General features: G+C 70.6%; 18 protein-coding genes. 11 read left to right on the top strand and 7 right to left on the bottom strand.

Annotated elements, in window-relative coordinates; all coding sequences use genetic code 11:
- Positions 1-20: 20 nt before the first annotated feature.
- Positions 21-959, bottom strand: a complete 939-nt coding sequence (gene miaA, locus NOO62_RS29520) for a tRNA (adenosine(37)-N6)-dimethylallyltransferase MiaA (protein ID WP_268773839.1) — start codon at positions 957-959, stop codon at positions 21-23.
- 182 nt (positions 960-1,141) lie between these two features.
- On the opposite strand from miaA, the gene NOO62_RS29515 reads away from it, so the two are divergent.
- Both NOO62_RS29515 and NOO62_RS29510 read left to right on the top strand, forming a co-directional pair.
- On the top strand, positions 1,142-1,435 hold the full coding sequence (locus tag NOO62_RS29515) for a hypothetical protein (protein WP_268773838.1): 294 nt from the start codon (positions 1,142-1,144) through the stop codon (positions 1,433-1,435).
- Between the two features lie 25 nt (positions 1,436-1,460).
- A complete protein-coding gene (locus tag NOO62_RS29510) occupies positions 1,461-1,745 on the top strand; it encodes an antitoxin (protein ID WP_268773837.1) in 285 nt (94 codons plus the stop codon).
- Between the two features lie 86 nt (positions 1,746-1,831).
- On the opposite strand, the gene NOO62_RS29505 is transcribed toward NOO62_RS29510, so the two are convergent.
- Together NOO62_RS29505 and miaB are read right to left on the bottom strand one after the other, a co-directional pair.
- A complete protein-coding gene (locus NOO62_RS29505) occupies positions 1,832-2,566 on the bottom strand; it encodes a class III extradiol dioxygenase subunit B-like domain-containing protein (protein ID WP_268773836.1) in 735 nt (244 codons plus the stop codon).
- Between the two features lie 39 nt (positions 2,567-2,605).
- A complete protein-coding gene (gene miaB, locus NOO62_RS29500) occupies positions 2,606-4,096 on the bottom strand; it encodes a tRNA (N6-isopentenyl adenosine(37)-C2)-methylthiotransferase MiaB (RefSeq protein WP_268773835.1) in 1,491 nt (496 codons plus the stop codon).
- Positions 4,097-4,234: 138 nt separating this feature from the next.
- Here miaB and NOO62_RS29495 point away from each other — a divergent pair, with 138 nt between their 5' ends.
- A complete protein-coding gene (locus tag NOO62_RS29495) occupies positions 4,235-5,230 on the top strand; it encodes a TAXI family TRAP transporter solute-binding subunit (protein ID WP_268773834.1) in 996 nt (331 codons plus the stop codon).
- Between the two features lie 28 nt (positions 5,231-5,258).
- On the opposite strand, the gene NOO62_RS29490 is transcribed toward NOO62_RS29495, so the two are convergent.
- Both NOO62_RS29490 and NOO62_RS29485 read right to left on the bottom strand, forming a co-directional pair.
- Entirely contained in the window at positions 5,259-6,674 is a 1,416-nt protein-coding gene (locus tag NOO62_RS29490; protein WP_268773833.1) for a sensor histidine kinase, read from the bottom strand.
- Positions 6,675-6,690: 16 nt separating this feature from the next.
- Positions 6,691-7,380 (bottom strand): response regulator transcription factor, encoded by a 690-nt coding sequence (locus tag NOO62_RS29485; protein WP_268773832.1) that lies wholly within the window; start codon positions 7,378-7,380, stop codon positions 6,691-6,693.
- A gap of 261 nt (positions 7,381-7,641) precedes the next feature.
- Between NOO62_RS29485 and NOO62_RS29480 the strand changes: the two genes are divergently transcribed.
- From NOO62_RS29480 to NOO62_RS29450, 8 genes are all read left to right on the top strand, one after another.
- Complete coding sequence (locus tag NOO62_RS29480; protein ID WP_321170618.1) at positions 7,642-8,421, top strand: amino acid ABC transporter ATP-binding protein; 780 nt, start codon at positions 7,642-7,644, stop codon at positions 8,419-8,421.
- Between the two features lie 46 nt (positions 8,422-8,467).
- Positions 8,468-9,388 (top strand): glutamate ABC transporter substrate-binding protein, encoded by a 921-nt coding sequence (locus NOO62_RS29475; protein ID WP_268773831.1) that lies wholly within the window; start codon positions 8,468-8,470, stop codon positions 9,386-9,388.
- A 120-nt stretch (positions 9,389-9,508) separates the two neighbouring features.
- Entirely contained in the window at positions 9,509-10,156 is a 648-nt protein-coding gene (locus NOO62_RS29470; protein WP_268773830.1) for an amino acid ABC transporter permease, read from the top strand.
- On the top strand, positions 10,153-11,121 hold the full coding sequence (locus NOO62_RS29465; protein WP_268773829.1) for an amino acid ABC transporter permease: 969 nt from the start codon (positions 10,153-10,155) through the stop codon (positions 11,119-11,121). The genes NOO62_RS29470 and NOO62_RS29465 overlap by 4 nt, the downstream gene beginning before the upstream one ends.
- 278 nt (positions 11,122-11,399) lie before the next feature.
- Positions 11,400-13,064, top strand: a complete 1,665-nt coding sequence (locus NOO62_RS29460; protein ID WP_268773828.1) for an FAD-dependent monooxygenase — start codon at positions 11,400-11,402, stop codon at positions 13,062-13,064.
- Between the two features lie 158 nt (positions 13,065-13,222).
- Positions 13,223-13,309, top strand: a complete 87-nt coding sequence (locus NOO62_RS39320) for a putative leader peptide (protein ID WP_414931025.1) — start codon at positions 13,223-13,225, stop codon at positions 13,307-13,309.
- Between the two features lie 78 nt (positions 13,310-13,387).
- Positions 13,388-13,927, top strand: a complete 540-nt coding sequence (locus tag NOO62_RS29455; RefSeq protein ID WP_268773827.1) for a cysteine dioxygenase — start codon at positions 13,388-13,390, stop codon at positions 13,925-13,927.
- A complete protein-coding gene (locus tag NOO62_RS29450) occupies positions 13,924-14,343 on the top strand; it encodes a rhodanese-like domain-containing protein (RefSeq protein ID WP_268773826.1) in 420 nt (139 codons plus the stop codon). The genes NOO62_RS29455 and NOO62_RS29450 overlap by 4 nt, the downstream gene beginning before the upstream one ends.
- A gap of 16 nt (positions 14,344-14,359) precedes the next feature.
- On the opposite strand, the gene NOO62_RS29445 is transcribed toward NOO62_RS29450, so the two are convergent.
- Both NOO62_RS29445 and NOO62_RS29440 read right to left on the bottom strand, forming a co-directional pair.
- Positions 14,360-16,924 carry an FtsX-like permease family protein gene (locus tag NOO62_RS29445; protein WP_268773825.1) on the bottom strand — a complete coding sequence of 855 codons (2,565 nt, stop codon included), beginning with the start codon at positions 16,922-16,924 and terminating at the stop codon, positions 14,360-14,362.
- Positions 16,921-17,625 (bottom strand): ArsR/SmtB family transcription factor, encoded by a 705-nt coding sequence (locus tag NOO62_RS29440; RefSeq protein WP_268773824.1) that lies wholly within the window; start codon positions 17,623-17,625, stop codon positions 16,921-16,923. Before NOO62_RS29440 ends, NOO62_RS29445 begins: the two co-directional genes overlap by 4 nt.
- Positions 17,626-17,670 lie beyond the last annotated feature (45 nt).

Raw genomic sequence — 17,670 nt, 5'->3', positions numbered from 1 at the left:
GTCCCGATGCCATCACGTGATCAGGCTGTGACCGGTCGTTCGACCAACGCCAGCGCGCGTGCCGGGAGTTCCTCGCGGTCGGCCAGTGCCCCGCTGAGCCAGTGCACCCGCGGATCACGGCGGAACCAGGAGTCCTGGCGGCGTGCGAAGCGCTTGGTGGCGCGCACGGTTTCGGCGCGCGCCTCGTCCTCGGTGCACTCTCCTGCGAGCGCCGCGAGCACCTGTTGGTAGCCGAGCGCGCGTGCCGCCGTACGCCCCTCGCGCAGCCCCTGAGCCTCCAGCGCACGCACTTCGTCGACCAGGCCGCGCTCCCACATGCGGTCCACGCGCGTGGCGATGCGTTCGTCGAGTTCGGGGCGTGCCACGTCGACGCCGATCTGGATCGTGTCGTAGACGGATTCGTGGCCGGGGAGGTTGGCGGTGAAGGGCTTGCCGGTGATCTCGATGACCTCGAGGGCGCGGACGATCCGGCGGCCGTTGCTGGGCAGAATGGCCCGGGCCGCCTCGGGGTCGGCGGCGGCGAGGCGGGTGTGCAGTGCTCCGGAGCCCTGCAGCGTGAGCTCTTCCTCCAGGCGGGCCCGCACGCCGGGGTCGGTGCCGGGGAACTCCAGGTGGTCCACGGCCCCTCTGACGTAGAGGCCGGAGCCGCCGACGAGGATGGGCCAGCGCCCCTCCGCGAGGAGCCGGTCGATCTCGGCGCGGGCCAGTTTCTGGTACTCGGCGACGCTGGCCGCCTCCGTGACGTCCCAGATGTCGAGGAGATGGTGGGGCACACCGCCGCGCTCGTCGGGCGTCAGCTTGGCGGTGCCGATATCCATCCCTCGGTAGAGCTGCATCGAGTCGGCGTTGACGATTTCGCCGCCGAGGCGTTGGGCGAGGAAAACGCCCAGATCGGACTTTCCTGCCGCGGTCGGACCGACGACGGCGATGACCCGCGGGGCGGGGGCTGCGCTACTCACCGCCCCAGTCTCGCAAACATCGGACCCCGTCCCCGAACGAGCGACGTGACGGCACGGCTCTGGGGTCGTTGCCTGTTGCGAGGTTCCGGCCGCCGGTTTCGAGGACCGAAGACCCGGGCGACGCAATGGGACGCACCGGGCGGGGCGGGATTTCGCCCACACGAGTAACGTATGGAGTAGATATGGGCGTTTTTGCACGTTTCCGCCGGAAGTCCAAGGGCAGCGACGAGGCGTCGACGACTGACGCGGCAGCGGCCACGCTGACGGCCGAGCCCGAGACAGCCGAAGAGGCAGCCTCCGAGGCCGGCAGCGACGCGAAGCCCGCCGCCGAGGCCGATACCGACACCGAGAGCGCCGCCGAGGACAAGCCCGCGGAAAGCGCCGAAGCGGCTGATGCGGAGGGCGTGGACATTCCGAAGCAGCAGTCCGCGGAGGAGGCGGCCGACAACGAGGCCGGCGAGGGCGCGCGCAAGTAGCTCCCCCACGAGGGAAGGTGAACCCATGGGCTTCCTTGACCAACTGAAAGCCAAGCTCGCCCCTGCGAAGGGCAAGGTCTCGGACCTGGCGCAGCAGCACGGGGACAAGATCGACCAGGGCCTGGACAAGGCTGCGAAGGTGGTCGACGAGAAGACCAAGGGCAAGTACAGCGACAAGATCCAGGCGGGCACGGGGAAGGCGAAGGACGCCGTCGACCGCATCGCGGGGGCCGACGACGGCAAGGGCGCGGGCGGCAGCGCCGGCCCTCCGACGTCTCAGTCGCCTCCGTCACCCCCGCCGGCTTCCTGAAGCGCAGCGACGGACGGCCGCGAAGCACCCCGCTTCGCGGCCGCCACCGTGTGTCCCGCCGTGCCGAACCGGCGTCGTGGGCTCGGCTACGACCAGGCGGCCACCACGTACCCCACCCCGTACGGCGCGTCCTCGTAGAGCAGCTCGCCGCTCAGCGCCGCGCTCTCCGCCGCCCCGGCGAGCACCTGCCAGGGCGCACGGCCCGCCGCCTTCAGTTCGTACGCGAGACCCGCGTCCAGCGCCTTCAGCGCCTCGACATCGGCCTCTCCGAGGGCCCGCCCGATCTCCGCGTCGAAGCCGGCCGCCCGCTCGTCGAGGTATCCCGGCGCCTTCAGCGTGCGGCACGCACTGGCGTCGCCCATCACCAGCAGCGCCACCCGGTCGGCCCGGGCCCCGATGTCCCTGCCGACCTGAATGCACCGCTCGGCGTCACATGGTTCCCCCACACCGAGACCTTCCACCGGCGCGGCCGACCACTGGGTGCGTTCGAGCAGTCGGCCCGCGACAGCGAGCGACGCCGGAAGCTCACGCTGCCCCTCAGCGCCGGCGTCCGGTTCCGTTTCGGACGGCACCGGGCCGAGGTGGACGTCGACGTCCACCCCGAACCCCCGGAACGACCCGCGCGCGCCCTGCGGGTGCGGTCCGCGCCCGCTCTGCCCGGCGGGACCGATCACCACGAGGAGGCCGGGCCGTGCGGCGGCGAGCACCCCGATGGCGTCCGAACACGCCGCCCGCGCGGCGTCGAGTTCAGGAGCGGCACCCGCGGCGACCTCGGGAACGAGCAACGGAGGACAGGGGCAGACAGCTGCGGCGACAAGCATGATCCGCAGCGTAACGCGCCCCCGTAGGACCTGGCTCCGTCAGTCGCAGCCGCAGCCGCTGCCCGTCGCCACCGGGAGCGGCGCAGGGGCGCCGATCTTCGGCAGGCCCAGCATCACGCCTGCGGGCTTCGCGGCCGCCTCGGCGTTCCGCTTCTCCCAGGCATCACCCGCGCGCGTGGGACGCACGTTCAGGACGGCGCCCTCGGCGAGCAGGTGGTGCGGGGCGGCGTAGGTGATCTCGACGGTCACGACGTCACCGGGGCGCACCTCGGTGTCCGGCTTGGTGAAGTGGACCAGGCGGTTGTCGGGCGCACGGCCGGAGAGGCGGTGGGTGGCGCCGTCCTTGCGGCCCTCGCCCTCGGCGACCATCAGGTCCAGGGTGCGGCCGACCTGCTTCTTGTTCTCCTCCCAGGAGATCTCCTCCTGGACGGCCACCAGACGCTCGTAACGCGACTGGACGACCTCCTTGGGGATCTGCCCCTCCATGGTGGCCGCCGGGGTCCCGGGACGCTTGGAGTACTGGAAGGTGAAGGCGTTCGCGAAGCGGGCCTCACGGACCGCGTGCATCGTCTGCTCGAAGTCCTCCTCGGTCTCGCCGGGGAAGCCCACGATGATGTCGGTCGAGATCGCCGCGTCCGGCATGGCTGCGCGGACCTTCTCGATGATGCCCAGGAAACGATCCTGCCGGTACGAGCGGCGCATCGCCTTGAGGATCGGGTCCGAGCCGGACTGCATCGGCATGTGGAGCTGCGGCATCACGTTCGGCGTCTCGGCCATCGCGGCGATCACGTCGTCGGTGAAGTCGCGCGGGTGCGGGGAGGTGAAGCGCACGCGCTCCAGGCCCTCGATCTTTCCGCAGGCCCGCAGGAGCTTGCTGAAGGCCTCGCGGTCGCCGATGTCGGAGCCGTACGCGTTCACGTTCTGCCCGAGGAGGGTGATCTCGGAGACGCCCTCACCGACGAGCGCCTCGATCTCCGCGAGGATGTCGCCGGTCCTGCGGTCCTTCTCCTTGCCGCGCAGCGCGGGCACGATGCAGAAGGTGCACGTGTTGTTGCAGCCGACGGAGATGGAGACCCAGGCCGCGTACGCGCTCTCGCGGCGGGTCGGCAGTGTCGAAGGGAAGGCTTCGAGCGACTCGGCGATCTCGACCTGTGCCTCTTCCTGGACGCGGGCGCGCTCCAGGAGGACCGGCAGCTTGCCGATGTTGTGCGTGCCGAAGACCACGTCGACCCAGGGGGCCCGCTTGACGATGGTGTCGCGGTCCTTCTGGGCCAGACAGCCGCCGACGGCGATCTGCATCCCTGGCCGCTTGGTCTTCATCGGCGCCAGGCGGCCGAGATTGCCGTACAGACGGTTGTCGGCGTTCTCGCGCACGGCGCACGTGTTGAAGACGACGACGTCGGCGTCGCCGTCGGCTCCTTCGGGCGCTCGTTCGTAACCGGCGTCCTCCAGCAGCCCGGAGAGCCGCTCGGAGTCATGGACGTTCATCTGGCACCCGTAGGTGCGCACCTCGTAAGTCTTCGCGCTCATCTCGCCCCCCAGGGTACGGGGTCGCCACGCGCGCGTGCCCGCGGATTGCGACGGTGACGGCGACGACCGGGCTCCGTGGCGGCCCGGTGTGACCTCTCCCCTGGTCATCACGGTGAGTGGACTGGCAGGATCGCGCGCATGCTCAAGGCACTCCCACAGATCAGCAGGCGCCGCGCCCTCCAGGGTTCCGCCGCGGCCCTCGTGGTGTTCGGTCTGCTGATGTGGTGGCTCCTGCCGATGGGCGAGAACTCTCCGAGCGGGCGGATCGCGTTCAGCACGGGCGTGCGGGAAGGCGTGTACGAGCGGTACGGCAAGCTCCTGGAGACGGCGATCTCCAAGGACATGCCGGATGTCGACGTCGAGCTCCTCAACAGCGAGGGGTCGCAGCAGAACGTCGCGCGCGTGGCCACCGGGAAGTCCGACTTCACCATCGCGGCCGCCGACGCGGTCGAGACGTACCGTCTGGACGCCGCACCGGGCTGGTACCGGCTGCGGGGCTGTACGCGCCTGTACGACGACTACGTACAGCTCGTCGTGCCCCGGTCCTCGAAGATCAAGAACGTCGCCGACCTGCGGAACAAGCGCGTCGCGGTGGGCCAGGACCACTCCGGGGTACGGCTGATAGCCGACCGGGTGCTGGACGCCGCGGGCCTGGAGCCGGCCTCCGACATCAAGCCGGTGTCCGCCGGGATAGACACCATGCCCAGTCTTCTGAAGAGCGGCCGCATCGACGCGTTCTTCTGGTCCGGCGGGCTCCCGACCAACTCCGTGCGTGCCCTCTCCGAGCAGATGGACATCAGGCTCGTGAAGCTCGGTTACCTCGTAGAGGCACTGCACAAGCAGGGCGGCGGCTCGCGCTACTACCGGGCCGCGACGATGCCGGCGGACGCGTACCCCGAGGCCCAGCAGGGTTCCGCCGTGCCGACGCTGGCCGTGGCGAACCTCCTGGTGACCACGGACCGCACCGACCCCGAGCTCACCGAACAGCTGACCCGCACCGTCATCGACAGCCGCGACAGCATCGGCGATCAGGTGCACGCGGCGCAGGTGGTGGATTTGCGCACCGCGCTGTTCACGGACCCGCTCCCCCTGCATGCCGGGGCGCGCCGCTACTACCGCTCGGTCAAGCCCTGACTGGACGCGCGCGGCGCTGAGCCGCCCGTCAGGCCACGCCCAGGGGCTCGCTGCGCGGGATGCTGACCGTCACCCGCAGGCCGTGCGGTTCGTGGCGCGCGTACGCGATGGAGCCGCCGCCCGCCGCGAGCAGAGTCCGCGAGATGGAGAGGCCGAGCCCCGAGCCCTGCACGTTCTGGTGGCGGTTGCTGCGCCAGAAACGGTCGCCGACGCGGGCGAGCTCGTCCTCGGTCAGGCCGGGCCCGCCGTCGGTGACCACGACGGTCGTCGTTCCGTTGCTCGACGCGACCGCGACCTGCACGGCCCCTCCCTCGGGCGTGAACTTCAGGGCGTTGTCGATCACCGCGTCCAGCGCACTGGAGAGGGCGATCGGGTCGGCCCAGCCGGTGGTGGCCGGACAGCTGCCCGTCAGCCGCACGCCCCGCCCGTCGGCGAGCGGCCGCCAGGCGGCGACGCGCTCGGCGGTGAGCGCTCCGATGTCGACGACGCTCAGGTCCGCCGCGGCGTGCTCGGCCAGCGCGAGGTCGAGCAGGTCGTCGAGGACCTGCGCGAGCCGCTTGCCCTCGGTGCGGACCGAGGCGACCTCTTCGTTGCCCTCGGGCAGTTCGAGTGCGAGGAGCTCGATGCGGAGCAGGAGCGCCGAGAGGGGGTTGCGCAGTTGGTGGGAGGCGTCGGCGACGAAGGCGCGCTGCTGCTCCAGGACGTCCTGGACGTTGTCGGCCATTTCGTTGAACGAACGGGCGAGGCGCCTTAGTTCCGGTGGACCGCCCGCCGCCGCGACCCGGGACTTGAGGCGTCCGGTCGCTATGTCGTGCGTGGTCGCGTCCAGGATCCGCACCGGGCGCAGCACCCAGCCGGTGAGCCGCAGGGCCGCGCCGACGGCCAGGAGCATCGCCGCCGACTCGCCCGCGGCGATGAGCAGCCAGCCGTGCAGCGTCTGGGAGCGCATGCGTCCGGTCGGCGAGTCCGTGACGACGACCGCGATCACGTCGCCGTCCTTGATCACCGGGGAGGCGACCGCAAGCCGCCCCCGCTGCCACGGCCAGACCTGCTCGGGGTCGTGGCTGCCGCGGGAGCGCAGCGCCTCCTCGAAGGCGCTGCGCAGGGCTCCGCGGCGGGGCAGGAACCAGTCGCTGGGGGACTTGGCCATGGCGCCGTCGTCGCGGTAGAAGACGCCCGCGCGGATGCCGTAGACGTCGTAGTAGTCATCCAGTTCGTTCTGCAGTGTCTCGCGGCGTTCGTCGGTGCCGCCCAGTCCCACGGGGCCCGTGGGACGTTTGGTGACGAACTGCGCGAGCGAGGCGAAGCGGGCCGTGTCGTCGATGCGGTCGACGACGACCTTCTGCTGCTGGGCCGCGGCGACGCTGACGGCGAGCGGGAAGCCGAGGGCGAGCAGTACACCCGCCATGAGGACGATCAGCAGCGGGAGGAGGCGGGAACGCACCTGTCCTTGCTCCTGGCTACGCGGCCGGGGCGACGAGGCGGTAGCCGACGCCGCGCACGGTCTCGATCAGGGCCGGCATGTGCAGTTTGGCGCGCAGGGAGGCCACGTGCACCTCCAGCGTGCGCCCTGTCCCTTCCCAACTGGTGCGCCACACTTCGCTGATGATCTGCTCCCGGCGGAACACCACTCCGGGGCGCTGCGCGAGAAGAGCGAGCAAGTCGAACTCCTTGCGGGTCAGTTGGACGACCGACCCCTCAACGGTGACCTGCCGGGTGGGCAGCTCGATGTGCACGGGCCCGAGCCGCAGGTCGCCGTCCTCCGATGCCGGCGCGCCGCCGGGGGTGGGTCGCCGGATGACGGCATGGATGCGGGCGATGAGCTCCCCGGTGTCGTACGGCTTCACTACGTAGTCATCGGCTCCGAGGTTGAGGCCGTGGATCCGGGAGCGTACGTCCGCGCGGGCCGTCACCATGATCACGGGTGTCGAGCCGCGCTTGCGGATCTTGCCGCACACCTCGTAGCCGTCCTGGTCGGGCAGGCCCAGGTCGAGAAGCACCACTCCGAAGGGGGGCGTTTCCGCGGGCAACAGGGCCTGCAGAGCCTCCTCGCCGCTGCGGGCGTGCTTGACGTCGAAGCCGTGCCGGGCGAGGACGGCGGACAGGGCGGCCGCCACATGGTCGTCGTCCTCGACGAGAAGCAGTCTCATAGGGGCCCCTCCAGTTCATCCGTCGTTCCGTCGCGGCACGGACCATCAAGGCATCCACGCCGATGCGTAAGGACCACGTCAAGAGGGTTCAGGTCACGAGCACGTTCCGTTACCCACCCGGTACGCGCTCCGTGGACCCTCTTCACACGGTGTGTCCGGTTGCGGCCGGATCGTTATGCTCAATTTCCCCTCAGATGTAATGACGCTGGTCGCACTGGGTTATTACTGTCCTCCCAACCGAGGAGGATGGAGCAACAAGCCGTGACCGAAGTATCGGTGACCAAGGACGCGATACCGCCCGGGGCGGACGACCTGGTCGTGCTGAAGAACGTCAACAAGCACTTCGGCGCTCTGCACGTGCTCCAGGACATCGACCTGACCATCGCCCGCGGTGAGGTCGTCGTCGTGATCGGCCCCTCCGGGTCCGGCAAGTCGACCCTGTGCCGCGCCGTCAACCGCCTGGAGACGATCGATTCGGGAAGCATCTCGATCGACGGCAAGCCGCTGCCCCAGGAGGGCAAGGAGCTCGCGAAGCTCCGCGCGGACGTGGGCATGGTCTTCCAGTCGTTCAACCTCTTCGCGCACAAGACCGTGCTCGAGAACGTGACGCTGGGCCAGACCAAGGTGCGCAAGATCGGCAAGGCGGAGGCGGAGGCGAAGGCACGCGGTCTGCTCGACCGTGTGGGCGTCGCCTCCCAGGCCGACAAGTACCCCGCGCAGCTCTCCGGAGGCCAGCAGCAACGCGTCGCCATCGCGCGCGCGTTGGCGATGGACCCCAAGGTGATGCTCTTCGACGAGCCCACGTCGGCGCTCGACCCGGAGATGATCAACGAGGTCCTCGAGGTCATGCAGCAGCTCGCCAGGGACGGGATGACGATGGTCGTCGTCACCCACGAGATGGGCTTCGCCCGTTCCGCGGCCAACCGTGTCGTCTTCATGGCAGACGGCCGGATCGTCGAAGAGGCCGTGCCGGATCAGTTCTTCAACAACCCGCGCAGCGACCGGGCCAAGGACTTCCTGTCGAAGATCCTTAAGCACTGAGGCTCCCACGCCGTCTCAACTCCAGTCGAAACAGAGGATGTTCACCATGAAGCTCCGCAAGTCCGCTGCTGCGGCGGCCGTTGTCGCCGCCCTCGCCCTGACCGCCACGGCATGCGGCGGCGAGGAGGGCACGGCCGGCGACAAGCCGAAGGACCCGACCGGCGGCAAGAACGCGCCCAAGCTGCCCACGTACGCCGTGAAGTCCGACGTCAAGGTCGACTCCTCGGTCCTGAAGAAGGCCCAGAAGTCCGGCAAGATCGTTATCGGTGCCAAGGACGACCAGCCGTACCTGGGCTTCAAGGACAGCGCCGGCAAGCGCTCCGGTTTCGACATCGAGATCGCCAAGATGGTCGCCGCCGACCTCGGCTTCAAGCCCGACCAGATCGAGTTCAAGACGATCGACTCCGGTGTCCGCGAGACCACCATCTCCAAGGGCGACGTCGACCTCTACGTAGGTACGTACACGATCAACGACGAGCGCAAGAAGCAGGTCGGCTTCGCCGGTCCGTACTTCATGGCGGGCGCCGACCTCCTCGTCCGCTCGGATGAGAAGGACATCACCGGTCCGGACACCGTGAAGGGCAAGAAGGTCTGCTCCATCGTCGGCTCCACTCCGCTCCAGGAGATCAAGAAGTCGAAGTACGGCGCGAAGACCGTCGAGCTGGCCAAGTACTCCGAGTGCGTGCAGCAGCTCATCAACAAGGAGGTCGACGCCGTCACCACCGACGACGCCATCCTCAAGGGGTACGCGGCCCAGCAGCCGGACGCCCTGAAGGTCGTCGGCAAGCCCTTCACCAAGGAGCCGTACGGCATCGGCATGAGCAAGGGCGACAAGGCCCTGCGCGACGCCGTGGCGGACGCCGTCGAGGCGCACCAGAAGAACGGCGACTACAAGAAGGCGTACGACGCGACGCTCGGCCTGTCGAAGTCCGAGTACACCGAGCCGCCGGCCCTCGAGCGCTACTGACCGCGCCGAAGCGCCCGCCCCACTCCCCGGCAGTGAGTTGACCGGGTCCCCGTACGCATCACGGTGTGTACGGGGACCGGCTCGCCCTGCCCGACCACTGCCGCCCACGAGGACATCCCCGTGAATGTACTTCTCGACCACTTCGCGGAATTCCGCGAGGGATTCATAGGCACGGTCTGGCTGACCGTGGCCAGCAGCGTGCTCGCGCTGTTCCTCGGTGTCGTGCTCGCCGGTTTCCGGGTCTCCCCCGTACCGCCGCTGCGGTTCTTCGGTGCCGCCTGGGTCACCCTCTTCCGGAACACGCCGCTGACGCTGCTCTTCCTCACCATCTGGTTCGCCGTGCCGCAGGTCTTCGACTTCGGCTTCGACCCGTGGACCAAGGCGCTGATCGTGCTCAGCGTCTACACCTCGTCGTTCGTCTGCGAGGCCGTACGGTCCGGTATCAACACCGTGCCGATCGGGCAGGCCGAGGCCGCCCGCTCCCTCGGCATGACGTTCTTCCAGACGCTGGGCACGATCGTCCTGCCCCAGGCCGTGCGCACCGTCCTGCCGCCGCTGAGCAGCATCTTCATCGCGCTGACCAAGAACTCCGCCATCGCGGGCGCCTTCAGCGTCACGGAACTGTTCGGCTGGCAGAAGGTCCTCAGCGACCAGGGCTTCGCCATCGCCTGGCTCTTCCTCTGGGTGGCGCTCGGCTACCTCGTGATCACATTCACCATCAGCGGCCTGTTCCGGCTGCTCGAGCGGAGCCTGGAGGTCGCACGATGAGCTCCAGCGTCCTGTACGACGCCCCGGGCCCCAAGGCCCGGATGCGCAACCGCATCTACTCGGTCATCGGCACGGTCGCGATCATCGGCCTCCTCGCCTTCGTGATCATGCGGCTCGCCGACCGCGGCCACTTCGCGTCCGAGGTCTGGAGCACCTTCAACTACGCCAACGTGCGGATCACGATCCGTGACGGCATCTTCACCACGCTGAAGGTCTTCGCGCTCGCCGGTGTGCTGTCCCTGGTGCTCGGCGCGCTGCTCGCGGTCGCCCGTGCGTCGGACCACCGCGCGATCCGCTGGCTGGCCACGGGATTCATCGAGCTGTTCCGCGCCATTCCGCTGCTGATCACGATCTACGCCCTCTGGGTGCTCTTCCTCACCTACAAGAGTGACCTGGGCATCGTCGGGGAGAACAACGGCTTCTGGGCCCTGGTCATCGGTCTGGCCGTCTACAACGGCGCCGTACAGGCCGAGGTGCTGCGGGCCGGTTTCAACGCCGTGCCGCGCGGTCAGGTGGAGGCGGCGTACGCACTGGGACTGCGCAAGTCCCAGGTGATGACGATGCTGCTGCTGCCGCAGGCGGTCCGGTCCATGCTGCCGACGATCATCAGCCAGCTGGTGGTCACCCTCAAGGACACCTCTCTCGGCTACATCATCACGTACGCGGAGCTCCTGTACGCGGGCCGGCAGCTGGCCAACACGACCCTCGTCAACGGCCAGTACATCTACGTTCCAGTGATCATGGTCGTCGGCACGATCTACGTGGCGATGTGCATGGCCCTCTCCGGGCTCGCCACCTGGGTCGAGAAGCGTGGGCGTCGCGCCAAGACGGGCATCGCGGTGGCCGCTGCCGCCGAGCCCGCCGAGGCTCCGGGCGCGCTCGACCCGTCCGACCCCAAGGGTCCGACGGCCGACGGCACGCAGCCGACGGCCAAGGCCGACGAGCCGCCCGGCAAGACGGACTGAGTGGGCTTCAGTAAACGAGCCGAGGTAAGGGGCGGCGTCCATGGGACGCCGCCCCTTACCGTTCCCGGACGGATCCTCCGGCCTGCGATGTGACGATCGGACCGGGCGGCGGCGCCGGAGGTCCCGTCGGGCGGCCGTCGCTTGACGCAAGCACCGGCAATAGGTTGCATACGTTCTGTGATCGTGCACCGGGCTCCAACTGCCAGTTCCTGTACGTACGTCCAGAGCATCCGGGCAGCCCGGACCCTCGGAGCCCGCCGGGCCGGAGGGCGTGCGCCGTGGACCCGGTGATCGTCGTCGGCGCGGGCCCCGTCGGACTCGCGCTCGCGCTCGCCCTCGCCCGTCACTCGGTGCCCACCGTCGTCCTCGACGAGGGACCCGGCAAGGACGAACAGCGACCCGCGCGGACCGTAGTCCTCCGCGACGACACCGCGGCGTTCGCCGAGCGGCTCGCGGGTCATTCCTTCGGTGACACGGAATCGGGCGCGCGATGGACCGGCTGGCGCTCGGTACGGCGCAAGCAGCTGATGCGCGAGCTCGACTTCGACGAGGAGACCCCGGCTCCACTGCACCTGCCGCAGCACGAGCTGACCGTCGCCCTGCGCGAGGCCATCGCCGACGAGCGCCTGGTCAAGGTCGCGGTGGACAGCAAACTCGACTCCCTGGAGCAGGACCCCGGCGGTGTCACGGCGCATACTCGCGGCCCCAAGGGCACGTGGTGGCGCGGCAGTTACCTCGTGGGCTGCGACGGCTCGCGCTCCACGGTGCGCAAACTCCTCGACGTCCGCTTCCCCGGACGCACGGCCGTCGAGCGACACGCCGTCGCCGCGCTGCGCACGGAACTTCCCTGGCCCGGTCAGGCGTTGTTGCACCGGATGCCTCCGTGGCGCCACGGAGGCGCCGAGGTGGTGGGGCGGCCGCAGGCCGGCGGCGTGTGGCGGCTCGACTGGCTGCTGCCGCCGCGCGGCGAACTGGTGACGCCCGACGCTCTCGTCGTCCGCATCCGGGAGACCCTCGCGGGCTGGTGCGGCGGCTCCACACCGCCGTACGAACTGCTCGACACGGGCGTGCACACCGTCCACCACCGCCTCGCCCGACGGTGGCGGGTGGGCCGCGCCTTCCTCGCCGGGGACGCCGCGCACCTGCTCGGCGCGCTCGGCACCCAGGGGCTCGACGAAGGGCTGCGGGACGCCGACAACCTCGCGTGGAAGCTGGGGCTGGCCTGGCACCACGGCGCGCGCGAGGCGCTGCTCGACAGCTATCAGGTCGAGCGCCGGGCCGGTGTGGCCGCCCGCCTGCGCGCCGCCGACCAGTCGCTGCCCTCGCTGCGGGGCAGCAAGAACCTGCGCTCGTACGTCCCCGGGACGGCCCGCGGGCACGACACGCTCCTCACGGACGGTCACGTAGGGCGCGGCCCCCTCGGCGCTCCGTCGTCGTACGCCGATTCGCCGCTGGCGCCCGTTCCCTCCGAGTCCGTCACCGCGGTCGCGACGGAACCCGGCGCTCCGGTCGCCGACGTACGCGTGACGGCGCCGGACGGGTCCTTCGTCCAGCTGCGCGACCGCCTCGGGCTCGGGCACCTGATCGTCGTCCTGGTCGCGCCGGGCACCGTGGTGTGGGAGCGGCGGCACTGGGTGACCGCGGGGATCATGCCGCGGCTCGCCGCCGCGGTCACAGCCCTGCCGCACACCGCCGAACTGCTCGTCGCGGAGAGCTACCCGGGGGCGGCGGCCCACTCGGTCCTGCTCGTACGCCCCGACGGCCACCTGGTCACCGCGCTGTCCGGGGTACGCCCCGCCGAGCTGTACGCGGCGGCAGAGACGGCACTGGGCGGACCGGCCCCGACGGGGCGCGGGGACGGCGCGGGCCGACCTGACCGCGCGGGCACGGACGATGAGGAGAGCTCGGCGGGGGCCGCGGGGGCGGCACGGCGATCTGGGTGAGCGGGGAGACCGGGCGCACCAGTCTGCGGGGGGGCTGTGCTTACGGCTACGGCGCGCGTCGCCGGTCGCGCACGGTCTGAACGGCGTCCGCGGACGGTCCTCGTTCGCATGCTGAGCCAGGGTTGACCGGTCTGCACCCCCGTGGTCTACTCCGGATCGTGACCGACACCGATGTGCACCTGTGGCGGAGGGTCCACATGGACCTCGTCCGCTACGCAGGCTGCGTGTGTCACCCGTCCTGCTGAATTCGCCCTTCCCTCGCGCACCGAGTACGGCCCCGTGCTGTGTCGTGCGCGCTTCCGCGAACCTCCAGGACGGTACCCGTGTCTGTTGCCCCTTCCCCCACCGCGCCCTCGTCGGCGCGCTCCTCGGCGCCCACCGCCGCCGACCTCCTCGCCTTCGTCCGCCGCACTGCGGCCGACTCCGAACTCATCGCCTCCTTGCCGCTCGACCCCGAAGGCCGTACCTGGGTACGTCTGGAGGGGCCCGGCGGCAGCGAGGCCTGGCTCATCGGCTGGCCGCCGGGCACCGGAACCGGCTGGCACGACCACGCGGAGTCGGTCGGCGCCTTCCTCAGCGCGGCGGGCACGCTCAAGGAGAACTCTTTGGCCGCGCGCCTGCCCACCGACGGGTGGAAGACCCTGGAGCTCTCCGACGACGTCGACCGCGAACGGGAGCTGACGCCCGGCGAGGGGCGCGCCTTCGGCCGGAACCACGTGCACGAGGTGCTCAACGAGTCGCCGACCGAGCACGCCGTCTCCGTACACGCGTACTACCCGCCGCTGCCGCGCATCCGCCGCTACAGCCGTACCGGCGACGTACTCCGGCTGGAGTCCGTCGAGCGCCCGGAGGACTGGCAGTGACCGCCGGACAGCCGGTGGACGACGACCAGCCCGTGGGCATCGACGAGTTGCTGGAGCGCGTACGGCTCGGACTCGACCGGCTCTCTCCGGAGGAGGCGTACGCGACCGCCGGAGCCGGTGGCCTGCTGGTCGACATCCGTTATGCGGCGCTGCGGGAGCGGGACGGGCTGATCCCCGGCGCGCTCGTCGTCGAACGCAATGAGCTGGAGTGGCGACTCGACCCCCGGGGCAGCCATCGTGCTCCGGAGGCCACCGGCCACGACCTGCGCGTCGTCGTGGTCTGCAACGAGGGGTACGCGTCCAGCCTCGCGGCCGTCTCCTTGCGGCAGTTGGGCCTCCGCCACGCCACCGACCTCACGGGGGGCTTTCAGGCGTGGCGGTCGGCGGGACTGCCCGTGGTGACCGCCGAGACGTGAGGACCGGCCGTGCCGCCTACTCCTTGGCCGTCGCCACCGTGACGGGGAGCGGCCTCAGGGCGGCGCGGCCCGGCAGGGCGGTCGCGGCCAGGGCGAGCAGACCGGCGACGGTGAGCACGGACACGTACGCCAGAGGCACGACCGTCGGCGCCGCGCTCCCGGTCATGCCGACGCTGAACGCCGTCAGGACGGCGAGCGCCACCCCGCTGCCGAGCGCGGTGCCGATGAGAAGGACCGTCAGCGCTTCGGTGCGCAGCATCCGCAGCACCTGACGGCGCGTCGCTCCGGCCAGGCGCAGCATCGCGAACTCACGGATGCGTTCGGAGACGGACATCGCCAGGGTGTTGACGACGGCGATGGCGGTGAAGGCGAGGACGAGCCCCATCGCCAGCAGGTTCACCTCGGCGTTGGTCCGGCGGCCCTCCGCCTGGAGGCTGTCCACGGCCGCCGGGGTGAGCACACGCAGACCCGGGAACTTATCGACGGCGGCCGCGAGTTGTTCCTGTGTACGGTCGCTCCTGACGAGGACCGTGGCGGCGAGCGGGTTGTCCACGTGGCGGGCGACCAGATCGTGCGCCATGGTCAGATCCCCGAAGCCGAGCCCGCGTGCGTACACGGCGCGCACCGTGAGTTCTGTCTTCGTGCCGTCTCCCAAGGTGAACTTGAGCTTGCTGCCCGGTTTCAGCCCGAGCCGGTCGGCGGCCAGTTCACTGACGGCGACGCTGTCCTCGCCGAAGTCCTCGATCGATCCGTCGGTGACGTCCGGGTCCCAGGTCCGGGCGAGGTTCTCAGGGGTGACGCCCTGCGCGGGGTACTTGTCGAGCCCCACGCGCACCGTCGTGCGGACGACCTCGGTGGCGGCCTCCACCCCGTCGGTCGTACGCAGCTTCCGCGCGGCCTGCGCCGGGACGCCAGGGCCCTGCGCGGCCAGCACCCAGTCCGCGCGGATGCCGTCGCGGGCCTGGGCCCGGGCGGCGTCGTCGAGGGTCGGCTGGACGAAGAGGACGGTGCAGGCCATGCCGGTGAGGAGGGCGAGCGGCGTGACGACGGCGGCCATGCGGGCCGCGTTGCCGCGCAGGTTGGCGTGAGCGAGCTTGCCGCCGGGTCCGGTCGCCCGGAGCGGGCTCCGGAGGAGTGCGGCCGCCGCTCGGACGACGAACGGACCGAGGAGTGCGATGGCGCAGGCGAAGACCACGACCGTCAGGAACGTCACGGGCGTCGACGCCGCCTCGGTGCGCAGCACGCTCAGCACGGCGACCAATACGGCGCCACCGACGAGGAACACCAGGCCGGCGATGATCCGACTCCAGGCCGGCCGCCGCCGCTCGACCTGCGCCTCGGTGAGGGCCTGCGCCGGACGGATACGGACGATCCTGCGCCCCGCGATGCGTGCGGCGGCCCAGGCGCCGAGCAGGGTTGCCCCGACGGCGATGAGGGGCGGGAAGACGCTGACGGTGCGCTCCAGGGTGGTGGGCACGGCGCCCGACGCCACGAACCGCTCGTGCAGCCAGGCGCCGAGCGGGATCCCGGCGAGCGAACCGACGATCCCCGCCATCGCGCCGACGATCACCGCCTCGCGCCCGAGGAGCCTGCGGATCTGCTTCGGGGTCGCGGCGACGGCGCGCAGCAGGGCGAGTTCGCGGTGGCGTTGCTGCACCGAGAGAGCGAAGGTGCCGACGACCACGAGGACGGCGACGAGGAGGGAGGTGCCGCCCATGGCCGCACCGATGCTGATGAGCTTGACGCGCGCTCCCGCCGCGTCCAGGAACTCCACGGGTCCGCGGTCATCCCCGGCGCTGACCTGCGCCGTCGTCCCTTCGAGGGCCTGCTCGACCGCCGCCTTGAGATCGGTGACGGAGGTGCCCGCGGCCGGGACGACTCCGAAGGCGGTGACCTTTCCGGGGTGGGCCGCGAGTCGTTCGGCTTCTTCGGAGGAGAAGAAGAGCGAGGTCTGGTGGGTCAGGGCGCCGCTCCAGGCGGCGGCGACTCCGGTGATGCGGTAGGCGCGCGGGCTCTGCGTCGACTGGACGGTGAGGCGGTCGCCGGGACGCAGCCCTGCGCGGTCGGCGAAGCCGCGGTCGATGACGAGATCGTGAGAGGACCGCGGGGCCGTGCCGTCGACGAGACGGAAGGGGGTGAGGGCGGCGGATGCCCAGGCGTGCCCGTACGTGGGTGTGTCGGCGCCGTCGGCGGGTCCCCCTCCCGTGCCGCCTCTCGGGTTCAACGGATGGGCGATGAAGGTGAGTTCGGGCACGACAGAGCCGACACCCGGGGCGCTCTTGATCCTGTTCTCGATGTCGCCGGTCCGCAGCCATGCCCGTTCGGCGATCGGCTTCGCCTTGTGCTTGACCTTGGTCTTGCCCTTCTTGTGTTTGACCGTGGTCCGGTGCACGTTCTGATCGGCGGAGACGACCACGGGGGCCGCGGCGTAGCGCTCGGTCCTGATCGTGCCGCGCAGGCCGGTTTCCAGGAGGGTGCCGCAGGCCGTGATGAGGGCCGCCGCACACATCAGCGCGAGGAAGGCGCCGACGAATCCGCCCTTGCGGTCCCTGACGGTCTGCAGTGCGTAGCGCAGCATCATGAGGGCTCGGACTCTTTTCGGTTGTCGGGGTCGGCCGTGGGCGCGGGGAAGGCCAGGAACCGGGTGAGGACGGTGCGGGCGCCGTCCGGCGTGTCGGCGTCGGACCGCTTGTAGCGGTTGAGCAGCGCGATGTACTCCTCGAAGAAGGCGTGGAGTTCGGGGAGGGTCAGCCGGATCGTGCCTCGTGAGTGGGGCAGTGCGTCGGCCCACTCGTCGGGGCTGGGATCTCGCTGCAGTCGCGCGAAGAGCTCCAGGTCGGCCGCGTACGAGAGGCGGTTGAGCTCGTCCATGACGAGCCGCATCTCGGGGCTCTGGCGGCTGCGCGGCGGAAAGCGCCGGTCGCCCGGGACGGCGCGCCACCAGCGCTCACGTCCGTGTCCGGAGCCGCGCGTCTCCTCGACGAAGCCGTAGCGAGCGAGTTCGCGCAGGTGGTAGCTGGTCGCGCCGGTGTTGAGCCCGAGGGCTCTGGCGAGCGTCGTGGAGGTGGCCGGGCCGTGCACGGTGAGGTGCTGCAGCATCTGTTGCCGCCGCGGCTGCGCGAGCGCCTTCAGAACGCGCAGATCACTCAGTTCTTGCGGGCCCTCGGCCTCACGCAGTTCGTACGGCCCCTCAGCCGCACTCAGTTCGCGCGTGCTCTCGGCCCGTGTCGCGGGCCGTGCCGCGGGCCGTGCCGCGCCGGTCCTGCCGGGTTCCTCTGCCATGCGTACACAGTCGCCTGTGCACAGGTTCCTGTGCACTGCGGCAAC

The organism is Streptomyces sp. Je 1-369, from assembly GCF_026810505.1.
GTDB lineage: Bacteria > Actinomycetota > Actinomycetes > Streptomycetales > Streptomycetaceae > Streptomyces.
This window is presented reverse-complemented; position numbering and strand designations above follow the sequence as displayed.

What these genes read in the sequence shown, in the direction of transcription:
- NOO62_RS29485 (WP_268773832.1), bottom strand. Translation starts at nt 7,380, where the DNA reads ATGAGACTGCTTCTCGTCGAGGACGACGACCATGTGGCGGCCGCCCTG.
- NOO62_RS29440 (WP_268773824.1), bottom strand. Translation starts at nt 17,625, where the DNA reads ATGGCAGAGGAACCCGGCAGGACCGGCGCGGCACGGCCCGCGGCACGG.
- NOO62_RS29515 (WP_268773838.1), top strand. Translation starts at nt 1,142, where the DNA reads ATGGGCGTTTTTGCACGTTTCCGCCGGAAGTCCAAGGGCAGCGACGAG.
- NOO62_RS29445 (WP_268773825.1), bottom strand. Translation starts at nt 16,924, where the DNA reads ATGATGCTGCGCTACGCACTGCAGACCGTCAGGGACCGCAAGGGCGGA.
- NOO62_RS29510 (WP_268773837.1), top strand. Translation starts at nt 1,461, where the DNA reads ATGGGCTTCCTTGACCAACTGAAAGCCAAGCTCGCCCCTGCGAAGGGC.
- NOO62_RS29475 (WP_268773831.1), top strand. Translation starts at nt 8,468, where the DNA reads ATGAAGCTCCGCAAGTCCGCTGCTGCGGCGGCCGTTGTCGCCGCCCTC.
- NOO62_RS29505 (WP_268773836.1), bottom strand. Translation starts at nt 2,566, where the DNA reads ATGCTTGTCGCCGCAGCTGTCTGCCCCTGTCCTCCGTTGCTCGTTCCC.
- NOO62_RS29495 (WP_268773834.1), top strand. Translation starts at nt 4,235, where the DNA reads ATGCTCAAGGCACTCCCACAGATCAGCAGGCGCCGCGCCCTCCAGGGT.
- miaB (WP_268773835.1), bottom strand. Translation starts at nt 4,096, where the DNA reads ATGAGCGCGAAGACTTACGAGGTGCGCACCTACGGGTGCCAGATGAAC.
- NOO62_RS29465 (WP_268773829.1), top strand. Translation starts at nt 10,153, where the DNA reads ATGAGCTCCAGCGTCCTGTACGACGCCCCGGGCCCCAAGGCCCGGATG.